The sequence below is a fragment of the Pseudomonas sp. LBUM1645 genome (assembly GCF_059716185.1).
In genome coordinates, this window is sequence record NZ_CP166811.1 from 32,016 (window position 1) to 44,297 (window position 12,282).

10 protein-coding genes are annotated in these 12,282 nt (G+C 60.1%); 8 read left to right on the top strand and 2 right to left on the bottom strand.

The genetic code is table 11. The annotated features are described in order from the left end of the window. Positions 1-38 precede the first annotated feature (38 nt). The 8 genes from ACA079_RS00155 to ACA079_RS00190 all read left to right on the top strand — a co-directional run bounded on the left by ACA079_RS00155 (position 39) and on the right by ACA079_RS00190 (position 8,941). Positions 39-806: a TerC family protein gene (locus ACA079_RS00155; protein WP_415758507.1), complete on the top strand. Its 768-nt coding sequence runs from the start codon at positions 39-41 to the stop codon at positions 804-806. Between the two features lie 213 nt (positions 807-1,019). After that, positions 1,020-2,678 (top strand): Na/Pi cotransporter family protein, encoded by a 1,659-nt coding sequence (locus ACA079_RS00160; protein WP_497702185.1) that lies wholly within the window; start codon positions 1,020-1,022, stop codon positions 2,676-2,678. Between the two features lie 56 nt (positions 2,679-2,734). Then, positions 2,735-4,123 carry a M16 family metallopeptidase gene (locus tag ACA079_RS00165; RefSeq protein ID WP_497702186.1) on the top strand — a complete coding sequence of 463 codons (1,389 nt, stop codon included), beginning with the start codon at positions 2,735-2,737 and terminating at the stop codon, positions 4,121-4,123. 221 nt (positions 4,124-4,344) lie between these two features. Continuing rightward, positions 4,345-5,376, top strand: a complete 1,032-nt coding sequence (locus tag ACA079_RS00170; protein ID WP_497702187.1) for a DUF5924 family protein — start codon at positions 4,345-4,347, stop codon at positions 5,374-5,376. 53 nt (positions 5,377-5,429) lie between these two features. Further along, positions 5,430-6,578 carry an ABC transporter permease gene (locus ACA079_RS00175; protein WP_497702188.1) on the top strand — a complete coding sequence of 383 codons (1,149 nt, stop codon included), beginning with the start codon at positions 5,430-5,432 and terminating at the stop codon, positions 6,576-6,578. Beyond that, positions 6,575-7,378: an ABC transporter ATP-binding protein gene (locus tag ACA079_RS00180; RefSeq protein ID WP_497702189.1), complete on the top strand. Its 804-nt coding sequence runs from the start codon at positions 6,575-6,577 to the stop codon at positions 7,376-7,378. Before ACA079_RS00175 ends, ACA079_RS00180 begins: the two co-directional genes overlap by 4 nt. Before the next feature lies 1 nt (position 7,379). Beyond that, positions 7,380-8,318 (top strand): MlaD family protein, encoded by a 939-nt coding sequence (locus ACA079_RS00185; RefSeq protein WP_497702190.1) that lies wholly within the window; start codon positions 7,380-7,382, stop codon positions 8,316-8,318. Continuing rightward, positions 8,315-8,941: an ABC-type transport auxiliary lipoprotein family protein gene (locus ACA079_RS00190; RefSeq protein WP_497702191.1), complete on the top strand. Its 627-nt coding sequence runs from the start codon at positions 8,315-8,317 to the stop codon at positions 8,939-8,941. Before ACA079_RS00185 ends, ACA079_RS00190 begins: the two co-directional genes overlap by 4 nt. Positions 8,942-9,059: 118 nt before the next feature. Here ACA079_RS00190 and ACA079_RS00195 read toward each other — a convergent pair whose 3' ends face one another. Together ACA079_RS00195 and gltP are read right to left on the bottom strand one after the other, a co-directional pair. Further along, positions 9,060-10,289, bottom strand: coding sequence for a nucleoside recognition domain-containing protein (locus ACA079_RS00195; protein WP_046044891.1), 1,230 nt, complete (start codon positions 10,287-10,289; stop codon positions 9,060-9,062). 192 nt (positions 10,290-10,481) lie between these two features. Beyond that, entirely contained in the window at positions 10,482-11,813 is a 1,332-nt protein-coding gene (gene gltP / locus ACA079_RS00200) for a glutamate/aspartate:proton symporter GltP (protein ID WP_008155623.1), read from the bottom strand. Positions 11,814-12,282: the final 469 nt, after the last annotated feature.

Consider the following 12,282-nt stretch of genomic DNA (forward strand, 5'->3'; position numbering starts at 1 on the left):
GGCCCTTCGTGGTTTAACACTCGCACAAAGGAATACACATGGAATGGCTGACCAACCCTGAAATCTGGGTTGCCTTCTTCACCCTGACCGCCCTGGAAATCGTCCTGGGTATCGATAACATCATCATGATTTCGATCCTGGTCAGCCGCATGCCCAAGCACATGCAACAGCGCACCCGGATTTTCGGCCTGGCGCTGGCCATGGTCACGCGGATCCTGTTGCTGCTGTCGATCACTTGGGTCATGCGCCTTACCGCCGACCTGTTCGAAGTGTTCGGCCAGGGTATTTCCGGGCGTGACCTGATCCTGTTCTTCGGTGGTCTGTTCCTGCTGTGGAAGAGCTCGCAAGAGATGTACCACGCGCTGGAAGGTGAAGACGAAACCAATGAGGAACCGGGCGGCAAGGGTGGCAACTTCCTCTACACCATCATTCAGATCGCGATCATCGACATCGTGTTCTCGCTGGACTCGGTCATCACCGCCGTGGGCATGGTGTCCCACGTACCGGTCATGGTCGCGGCGATCGTCGTTGCCGTGCTGGTGATGATGTGGGCTTCCGGCACCATCAGCGAGTTCATCGACAAGCACCCGTCGCTGAAGATGCTGGCGCTGTCGTTCCTGTTGATAGTCGGTACCGTGCTGATTGCTGAATCCCTCGACGTTCACGTGCCAAAAGGCTACGTCTACTTCGCCATGGCGTTCTCGCTGGCGGTGGAAGCGATCAACATCAAGATGCGCACCGCGATGGCGAAAAAGCGCAAGCAGCAGGACCCGGTGAAACTGCGCAAGGACATTCCGGGTCAGTAACCCGAATGCCATGTGATGACAAAGGGGCCTTCGGGCCCCTTTTTCATATCTGCATCAAGCTGTTTTTATGACAGTTTTGTTTCAATCGCTTCTTTAGCTGTGCGATGCTGGCGCGTAGACCGTTAGCCAACTACAGCTTAAGTACAGAACGTAGAAGAACGCGCGGCACCGTCAACTTGCCCCTTTGGGGCGCTACCACCACAGGGGGCCTGCATGCTCACCCTGCTCAATTTGTTATCTGCCGTGGCCTTGTTGATTTGGGGCACGCACATCGTCCGAACCGGCATCCTGCGGGTCTACGGTTCCAACCTGCGCCATGTGATTGGCCGGAACATGTCCAAGCGCTGGCTGGCGTTCATCTCGGGGATCGTCGTGACAGCGATGGTCCAGAGCAGCAACGCCACCGCCATGCTCGTCACCTCCTTTGTCGGTCAGGGCCTGATGGCGCTGACCCCGGCCCTTGCGACCATGCTCGGGGCCGACGTCGGTACCGCGCTGATGGCGCGGGTGCTGACCTTCGACCTGTCATGGCTGTCACCGCTGCTGATTTTTCTTGGGGTGATTTTCTTCCTGTCGCGCAAACAGACCCGACTGGGCCAGATGGGCCGGGTCAGCATCGGCCTGGGGCTGATCATTCTGGCGCTGCAACTGATCGTCGAGGCTGCCGCGCCGATTACCCAGGCCCAAGGCGTGAAGGTAATTTTCGCCTCGCTGACCGGCGACATCCTGCTGGATGCCCTGGTCGGCGCGTTGTTCGCAATGGTTTCCTACTCCAGCCTAGCCGCCGTCCTGCTGACCGCGACCCTGGCCGGCGCCGCAGTGATCAGCCTGCCCGTGGCCATCGGCCTGGTGATCGGCGCCAACATCGGCAGCGGCATCCTCGCCTTCCTCAGCACCAGCATGCAGAACGCCGCCGGCCGCCAGGTGGCGTTGGGCAGCTTGCTGTACAAGTTGATCGGCCTGTTGCTGATCATCCCGGTACTCGACCCGTTGGTGCACTGGATCGACAGCCTGGACTTCAGCCCTCAAGAAATGGTCATCGGCTTTCACCTGCTCTACAACACTGCGCGCTGCCTGATCTTGCTGCCGAGTGTCGGACCGATGGCCAGGTTCTGTGCGTGGGTGCTGCCGGAGCGCCCGCAAGTCAACGGCACTGCCAAACCGCGGCATCTTGATCCGACGGCGTTGGTCACGCCCAGCCTGGCTCTGGCCAATGCCGCCCGGGAAACCCTGCGTATCGGCGACCTGATCGACAACATGCTCGAGGCCATGCTCGACGTGCTGAACGGCAAGCAAACCGCCGTTACCCAGGAAATGCGGCGCCTGACCGATGATGTGGAATCGCTCTACGGTGCGATCAAACTGTATCTGGCGCAAATGCCCCGCGAAGACCTCAGTGAGCAGGACAGCCGTCGTTGGGCGGAAATCATCGAGCTGGCGATCAACCTTAAACTGGCCAGCGACCTCATCGAACGCATGCTGCGCAAGGTTCAGCAGCAGAAAACCTCACAGCGCCGGTCTTTTTCCGAGGTCGGCCTGGAAGAGTTGGCGGGGCTGCACATTCAGTTGATATCCAACCTGCGCCTGGGGTTGTCGGTGTTCCTCAGTGCCGATAAGGAAAGTGCCCGCCAGTTATTGCGTGAGAAACGTCGCTTTCGCGCACAGGAACGGCGCCTGGCCCATGCTCACGTCAGCCGATTGCAACGTAAGATCGTGCAGAGTATCGAAACCAGTTCGTTGCACCTGGAGTTGATTGCCGACATGAAGCGTCTGAATTCGCTGTTTTGCAGCAGCGCCTATGTGGTGCTGGAAACTTCCGACACCGGTGCCCTGGCGGTCGACGAATTCGCTGACATCACTCATTCACCCTGAACGTCCACAGTTGCATGAAGTCTGTTGAACTTACGCTGGCCGTATGGAAACTCGTTATGCGTTGTCTGTTGTTCGCCTGTCTGTTGCTTGGTTCACTCCCTTCATTTGCCCTGGATCGCTTTCAGGTCGAGGGCTATACGCTGCCCAATGGCCTGCAATTAATGCTCAAACCCGGCACGGAGCGCGGGCATGTGGCGATTCGTCTGGTGGTCGGCGTCGGCATCGATGATTTCAGCTGCGCCGACAAGGAGCTGCCGCACCTGCTTGAACACTTGCTGTTCAGCGGCATCGACGCCACTGGCGAAGGCGGGCTGGAAGAACGCATGCAGGCCCTGGGTGGTGAGTGGAACGCCTACACTAGCAATGCCGACACGACGTTCGTCATCGAAGCCCCGGCGAAAAACCAGCGCAAGGTCCTCGACCTGCTGCTGGCGCTGCTGACCCAGACCCGAATCGACGACAACGCCATCAACACCGCCAAACAAGTGGTCGAGCGCGAAGACGGCGGCCATTACTCGCACCTGCAACGCTGGCTGGATCGCCAGGATCTTGGCCACACGGCGAGTAATCAACTGGCGGTGGAACTGGGCCTCAAATGCCCCGAGCGGCCTGAGGTTGATTACCTGGCCCGCGATCAGCTGGAACAGGTACGCAAGGCCTGGTACGCGCCCAACAACATGACCCTGATCGTCGTCGGCGACCTTGACCGGTTGCTGCCGGCCTATCTGGAACGGTCTTATGGCGCGCTTGAAGCGGTCGACCCGACCGATCACCCGCCCTTGCCAGCCATCCAGGCCAGTGCCGCCCATGAGCGCACCCTGAGTCACGGTTTTGTCGGCGGCAGTGCCAAGTTGCATTGGCTGGTGCCGGAGCCGGTGCTGGAAGATCAGCACGACGAAACCTTCGACTTGCTCAAGGACTATCTGGACTGGGCGCTCTACCGCCAATTGCGCCTGGCCCATGGCTTGTCCTACGGGCCTTCGGCCGAGCGCGAGGTGTTTGGCGGTGTGGGCTTCATGAGCCTGAACGCCGACGTTGAACGCGATGACGTGCCCGAGGCCGAACAGGTGCTGGATGATCTGAAGGCCGGGTTGCTCAGGGACGGTCTCAATGCCCGCACCTTCAACCGCCTCAAGCAGGCCGCCATCGCCCGCCAGGCCTGGGCCGTGCAAGGCAACAGCGCGTTGGCCGATTATTACTGGAGTGCCCTTGGGGACTACGAGGACGGCCGTTTCGCCAACCCGGCCAAGGAACTGCAAGGGGTGACACTGGAGGAAGCAAACAAGGCCATGCGTGAATTGCTCATGCAGCCGGGCTACCTGCGGATCGAAAAGCCGTTGATCAGTGATGATCAGTTTATGTGGGCGATTGCCGGGGTGCTGGGGCTCATCGTATTGATGCTGATGGGTTGGCGCTTGCATCGAAGGACACCGCGAACCGTGTAGCAGCTGGCGCAGCCTGCGTTCGGCTGCGCAGCAGTCGCAAATCCGTTACGTCAGATATACCTGATGGACCGCGTTGAATGGTTTACGACTGCTTCGCAGCCGAACGCAGCCTTCGGCAGCTGCTACAGGGGTTTTGTGATCGGATCACAGCCCCTCGCCATGCCCGACCCTCGGCGGTTACCCTGTCGAGGATTTTTCCCACGACTATTGCGAACCGCCGAATGCCTACTCTGACCCTATACGTCCAGCGCATCCTGGAATTGATAAAGCGCTACCCAGGGGTCATTGCGCTCGGTGGTTTCATTTCCGGGGTCGGCAGTTTCATTCTGGTGGATCGCCAGCAAGGTCTGGCGACCTGGATCACCACCATCATGCTGATCAGCTGGATCTGGCTGATGCTGGAAAACAGCCTCACCAAGCTGTTCGCCAGGATCTTCAAACGCGAAATCCCCAAACCTCTGCTGCGCTACGCCACGCAGATGATCCACCAGGAAAGCCTGTTCTTTGTCCTGCCGTTCTTTTTTATCACCACCACCTGGAACAGCGGCCAGCTGTTCTTCACCGGTCTGCTGGGCATCGCCGCGCTGATTTCCATCATCGACCCGCTCTACTACAAATGGCTGGCCCCCCGGCGCTGGGCGTTCCTGGCACTGCATACCCTGACGCTGTTCGCTGCACTGCTGACCGCCCTGCCCGTCATCCTGCACCTGACCACCGCTCAGAGTTTCAAACTGGCCCTGGGCACCGCCGTCGTGCTGTCGTTCCCGAGTCTGGCGTCGATCTTCCCGATTCGTACCGTGCGCAACGCCTTGGCGATTCTCAGTATCACGCTGGGCATCGGCGCGCTCGGTTGGGTGCTGCGATCCTGGGTGCCGCCGGCGACCCTGTGGATGACCGACGTGGCGATCAGCACGCAAATGCAGGACCGCACACCTGGCAAGAGTCTGGAAGAAGTCAGCGCCGACCAGATCCGTGGTGACGGGCTGTACGCCTACACCGCGATCAACGCCCCGCGTGGTCTGGATGAGCGGATTTATCACGTGTGGCAGTTCAACGGCAAAGAGGTCGATCGCATCCCTCTGGACATCCATGGCGGGCGCAAGGAAGGTTATCGGGCCTGGACCCACAAACAGAATTTCCCCGGCAACCCCGCGGGTAAATGGCAGGTTCGGGTGTTGACCGAAGATGGCCAGGTCATTGGTGTGTTGCGCTTCGTGGTAAAGGACAACAAGCCTGCGACTGCCGCAAAGTAACCCGTTCGTGCTATTACGTAGAGCTGCGTAATAGCCGATAAAGCACGGAGCTTATGACCAGCAGCACAATGCCCGGCAGTGCCCGACTGGACACCTCTCACTCCCCTGCTCAGTTGCGGGTCACGGGTGACTGGACGCTTGCCCATTACGCCGATCTCAAGCACCTGAGCGAAAAGCTCCGCGGCCAATACGACGACAGCACTCACATCGACCTCAACGGCCTCGGCGCGCTCGACACCGCCGGCGCGTCGCTGCTGGTGGAGTTGCTCGGGTCCGAGCGTTTGGGCCGATCCGCCGAGCATCCCGATTGCACATTGTCCTCGGCCGACCGTGCCTTGTTGCAGACCGTCTATTGCTCGCTGACCGACTTCTGCGTACCGATCAAGGAGCCGGAAATCAGCGTTGGCATTCAACTGCTGACCCGCATCGGCCGCGCGGTCGACACGGTCTGGCAGGACACCCTGCAACTGCTGGGTTTCGTCGGCCTGATTCTCGAAACCATCGCCCGTGGTCTGTTTCGCCCCAAGCGTTGGCGCCTCACGCCGATGGTGGCGCACATCGAACAGACCGGCCTCGACGCCGCGCCCATCGTTGCCCTGCTGACCTTTCTGGTGGGCGCCGTGGTGGCGTTTCTCGGCGCGACGGTGTTGGCGAGTTTCGGCGCGAGTATTTTCACCGTGGACCTGGTGGCGTTCTCCTTCCTGCGCGAATTCGGTGTGTTGCTGACCGCAATCCTGATGGCCGGCCGCACCGCCAGTGCGTTCACCGCGCAGATCGGCTCGATGAAAGCCAACGAAGAGATCGACGCTATTCGCACCTTGGGCCTCGACCCGATGGAGCTGTTGGTGGTGCCGCGAGTCTTGGCCCTGCTGGTCGCGCTGCCGATGCTGACCTTTCTGGCGATGCTTTCGGGGATCGTCGGCGGCGGTGTGGTTTGCGCGGTGGCGCTGGATATTTCGCCGGCGATGTTCCTGTCGCTGCTGCAAACCGACATCGGTGTTCAGCACTTTTTGGTGGGGATCGTCAAAGCGCCGATCTTCGCGTTTCTGATCGCGGCGATCGGCTGTCTCGAAGGCTTCAAGGTCAGTGGCAGCGCCGAGTCCGTCGGCGCGCACACCACGTCGAGCGTGGTCCAGTCTATTTTCGTGGTGATCGTGCTCGACGCCGTGGCTGCGCTGTTTTTCATGGAGATGGGCTGGTGAGTCGTCTACCCCGAGCGCCCTCCGAGGCGGTGATCGAAGTCCGCGGTCTGTGCAATCGTTTCGGCAGTCAGAGCGTGCATGAGAACCTCAATCTGGATTTGTACAAGGGCGAAATCCTCGCCGTGGTCGGCGGTTCTGGCAGCGGTAAATCGGTGCTGTTGCGCAGCATTGTCGGCTTGCGCCAGCCCAGCGACGGTGTGGTGAAGGTCTTTGGCAAAAACCTGCCGACGTTGTCCGAACACGAGCGCTCAAAGGTCGAACGACGCTTCGGCGTGCTGTTCCAGAAAGGCGCCCTGTTCTCTTCGCTGACGGTCACCGAGAACGTCGCCCTGCCCCTGATCGAGCATGCCGGTTTGAGCCGAGAGGATGCCGAACACCTGGCGGCAGTGAAAATGGCCTTGGCCGGGTTGCCTCTGTCGGCGGCCGACAAGTACCCCGCTTCGCTGTCCGGCGGCATGATCAAGCGCGCGGCGCTGGCCCGGGCGTTGGCGCTGGACCCGGACATCCTGTTTCTCGACGAACCCACCGCCGGCCTCGATCCGATTGGCGCGGCGGCGTTCGATCAGTTGATCCTGACCCTGCGCGATGCGTTGGGCCTGAGTGTTTTTCTGGTCACCCACGACCTCGACACGCTCTACACCATCACCGACCGCGTGGCGGTGCTGGCGCAAAAGAAAGTGCTGGTGGCGGACGCCATCGACAAGGTGTCGGAAACCGACGATCCGTGGATTCACGAATACTTCCATGGCCCTCGCGGCCGCGCGGCGCTGACCGCAGCTCAACAGCTTAAGGAGGTCTGACATGGAAACCCGAGCCCATCATGTATTGATCGGCCTGTTCACCGTGATTGTGGTGGCGGGCGCCCTGCTCTTCGGCTTGTGGCTGGCCAAGTCCAGCGTCGACACCGAGTTCAAGGATTACGAAATCGTCTTCAACGAGGCGGTCAGCGGCCTGTCCAAGGGCAGCGCCGTGCAGTACAGCGGGATCAAGGTCGGCGACGTGGTGACCCTGCGCCTGGACCCAAAAGACCCGCGCCGGGTATTGGCGCGGATTCGTCTGGGCGGTGATACGCCGATCAAGGAGGACACCCGGGCCATATTGGCGCTGACCGGGATCACCGGCACCTCGATCATTCAGCTCAGCGGTGGTACACCGCAAAGTCCGAAGCTCAAGGGCAAGGACGGTAACTTACCGACCATTATTGCATCGCCCTCGCCCATCGCCCGTTTGCTGAATGACAGCGGCGACCTGGTGGCCGGTGTAAACATGCTGATGCACAACGCCAATCAGATGTTTTCTTCGGAGAACGTCGAGCGCATCAGCAAGACCCTTGAGCATCTGGAACAAACCACCGGCACCATCGCCGACCAGCGCGGCGATATTCGCCAGGCGATGCAGCAACTGGCCTCGGTCGGCAAACAGGCCGGCGCCATGCTGGAACAGACGTCGGCGCTGATGCGCAACGCCAATGGCATGCTCAACGATCAAGGCAAGCAGATGTTCGGCAGCGCCGAGCAGGCGATGAAGTCGCTGGAACAGAGCAGCGCGACCATCAATACGTTGCTCACGACCAATCAGGATTCGCTCAACAGCGGCATGCAAGGCCTCAATGGCCTGGCCCCGGCGGTGCGTGAACTGCGCGACACCCTGACGTCTTTGCGGGCTATTTCCCAGCGTCTGGAAGCCAACCCCGCCGGTTATTTGCTGGGCAATGACAAGAACAAGGAGTTCACGCCATGAAGCTGACTCACCTCGCCCTCCTCGCCAGCTTCATTGTGCTCAGCGCCTGCTCGATCCTGCCCAAGTCCGAGCCGTCCGATGTCTATCGGTTGCCTTCGGCCCAAAGCAGCGCATCGGCCAGCCACGGGACGCCGCAACGCTGGTCGCTACGCCTGACCAAGCCACAGGCCAGCGAAGCCTTGAACAGCCCGAAGATCGCCGTGATCCCTCAGGGTGATCTGATCAGCAGCTACAAGGCTTCGCGTTGGAGCGACCCGGCACCGGTGTTGCTGCGCAATCGTCTGTTGGATGGTTTCCAGCGTGATGGACGGGTTTCATTGCTGAGCACCGACGACAGCAATTTCCAGGCTGATCTTGAACTGGGCGGTAGCCTGCAGGCGTTCCAGACTGAATACCAAGGAACGAACGCGAGCGTTGTCGTGCGGCTGGATGCGTTGCTGGTGCGCGGTTATGACCAGCGAATTCTCGCCAGCCGCCGCTTTGAAGTGCGCCAGCCGTTGAGCGATGTGAAGGTGCCGGCGGTGGTGGCCGGGTTTGGCCAGGCCAGTGATCAACTGACGGCGCAGGTGGTGGCTTGGGCGGTGGAGCAAGGGCAGAAAGTCGCGCCGCCGCTCAGACCCTGAAGTCGACGTAAAACAAATGTGGGAGCGAGCTTGCTCGCGATGACTGAGTAACAGCCAACATTCATGTCGACTGATACACCGCTATCGCGAGCAAGCTCGCTCCCACAAGGGATCTCGGTTAACCGAAGAACCAGTAACAGACGCCGATCGCGCCGAGAACACCGGCAAGCTCCGCCAGCAACGCACATCCCACCGCATGCCGCGCCCGCTGGATCCCCACCGCACCAAAGTAAACCGCCAATACATAGAACGTCGTTTCGGTACTGCCCTGAATCGTCGCCGCCACCAGCGCCGGGAAGCTGTCCACCCCAGACGTTTTCATGGTTTCGATCAGCATCGCCCGCGCGGCACTGCCGGAGAACGGTTTGACCATGGCCGTCGGCAGCGCATCGACAAAGCGCGTGTCCCAACCGGCCCATTCCACCAGATGCCGAATCCCGTCCAGGCCAAAGTCCAGCGCTCCGGATGCCCGCAGCACGCCGACGGCGCACAGCATCGCCACCAGATACGGCAGCAGGTTCTTGGCCACGTCGAAGCCTTCTTTGGCGCCTTCGACGAATGCTTCGTAGACCTTCACTTTGCGTAATGCGCCGATCACCAGAAACAACATGATCAGCCCGAACAGCGTCACGTTGCCGAGGATCGATGACAGGCTGGCCAGAGCGGTCGCTGAGAGCGTCGCCAGCAGCGCCATGAAGGCACCGAGGGCGAGGGCACCGGGAATCAGGTACGCGAGCACCACCGGGTCCCACAGGCGCAGACGCTGCATGAACGCCACCGACAGCAGGCCGACCAATGTCGAGCAACTGGTGGCGAGCAGGATTGGCAGGAACACCAGGGTCGGATCGGGCGCACCTTGCTGGGCGCGGTACATGAAGATCGTCACCGGCAGCAGGGTCAGGGAAGAGGCGTTGAGCACCAGGAACAGGATCTGCGCGTTGCTGGCGATGGTGTCGCTGGGGTTGAGCTCTTGCAGCGCCTTCATGGCTTTAAGGCCGATCGGCGTGGCGGCGTTGTCCAGGCCCAGGCCGTTGGCGGCGAAGTTCAGCGTGATCAGGCCGATGGCTGGATGCCCGGCCGGCACTCCCGGCATCAGCCGCAGGAACAACGGGCCCAGCGCTTTGGCCAGCCACTCGACGATCCCGGCCTTCTCGGCAATCCGCAGAAATCCCAGCCAGAGCGTCAGGGTGCCGAACAACAGGACCATGACTTCGACCGACAACTTGGCCATGGCGAAAATGCTTTCCACCATCGCCGCGAAGATCCCGGCGTTACCGCCGATCAGCCATTGCGCCAGTGCCGAAACGGCAGCCACGATGAAGAAGCCAAGCCACAGGCCATTAAGCATCAGTCAAATCCCCCGAAGAATGCGGCGAATGATAGCGGGGTAGCCAGAAACGACAAACCCCGGATTTCTCCGGGGTTTGTTTTGGCTCTTCTTGTAGGAGCAAAGCTTGCTCGCGATGCGGGCGCCGCGGTCTATCAGCTATACCGCATCATCGTTCATCGCGGGCAAGCCTTGCTCCTACAGGGGGCGTGATCAGTTGCTGGAGACTTCACCCACCGGCAACTTTTCCTTGCTGCGCCAGTGCGGCAGGGAGTTCCAGTAGCGCTGGCCCTTGGCGTCGTCGTACATGCCTTCCCAGCGGGAGATGACCAGCACGGCCAGGGCATTGCCGATCACGTTCAGTGCGGTACGGGCCATGTCCATGATGCGGTCGACACCGGCGATGAACGCCAGGCCTTCGAGTGGAATACCCACGCTGCCCAAGGTGGCCAGCAGCACCACAAAGGACACACCCGGTACGCCGGCGATGCCTTTGGAGGTGACCATCAGGGTCAGCACCAGCAGCAATTGCTGGCTGATGGACAGGTCGATGCCGTAGAGCTGGGCAATGAAGATTGCCGCGATGCTCTGGTACAGGGTCGAACCGTCGAGGTTGAACGAGTAGCCGGTCGGGACCACGAAGCTGCAAATGGCTTTCGGAGCGCCGTAGGCTTCCATTTTCTCGATCACGCGCGGCAGCACGGTTTCGGAACTGGCGGTGGAGTAGGCCAGCACCAGCTCATCCTTGAAGATGCGCATCAGCTTGATCACCGAGAAGCCGAACAGGCGAGCGATCAGGCCCAGCACCACGAAGGCGAAGAAGGCGATGGCGACGTAAACCAGGATCACCAGTTTGGCCAGCGGCAACAGGGAGGCGAAGCCGAAGTTGGCCACGGTCACCGCGATCAGTGCGAAAACGCCGATCGGGGCGTAGTTCATGATCATGTGAGTGACTTTGAACATGCTTTCCGACACGCCCTGGAACATCTTCACCAGCGGCTCGCGCAGGTCCGATTGCAGGCTCGACAGACCGAGGCCGAACAATACGGAGAAGAAGATGATCGGCAGCATCTCGCCGCGGGCCATGGCCGCGAAGATGTTCGATGGGATCAGGTTGAGGATGGTCTGGATGAACGCATGTTCATGCTGAACCTCGGCGGCAGTGGCCTGGTACTTGGAAATATCCACAGTACCCAGGGTGCTCATGTCGATGCCGGTGCCCGGATGGAACACGTTGGCCAACACCAGACCGACCACGATGGCGATGGTGGTAACGATCTCGAAATAAAGGATGGTTTTGAGGCCGATACGCCCGAGCTTCTTCGCGTCACCGACGCCTGCAATACCGACGATCAAGGAGGAGATCACGATCGGGATCACAATCATCTTGATCAGACGGATAAAGATATCGCCTGCCGGTTGCAGGACGTTGCTGACCCACCAGGCCTTTTCGGCACTGAAATGGTTGAGCAGCGCACCGATTGCAATCCCCAATACCAGACCGATGAGGATCTGCCAGGCGAGGCTAAGCTTTGCCTTCTTCATATCTTTACCCTTACTTGCGTTTGACTCAGGCAGATGCAAGAACTGGAACGCTTGTGGCGAAAAAGTCTTGTGCATCTACCCCCGTATAAGGTGCCCCGGAGCGCTTGTTATCGGCTCTCTGGCAGGCGAAAAAAGGCGCAACTATTCAGATGCAAGGAAGCGACGTCTAATGCCGTAAACGCCTACCCTATGCCGAATCGGCATGAGCTTTTTTAACTGAAACTCGCGTCCCAACCGGTTCGAATACGACATTTCGGCAGGCATAAGTGCCGTGAACCGGCCATCGCAGAGGAGGTTGGTTGTTTTTTGAACAAGGGAATGAAGGCTAAAACTTAGGAAAAAGCCTACGTTTAAGCGCGAAAATTCTCGGACTTTGAGTCGCAGTTTTCTCGATATACGGTCACCAAAGAAACACCGCGAAATGGTTTTGCGAGGGATTAGCTGAAGAGGCGAGCAGAACGCTCTAGGT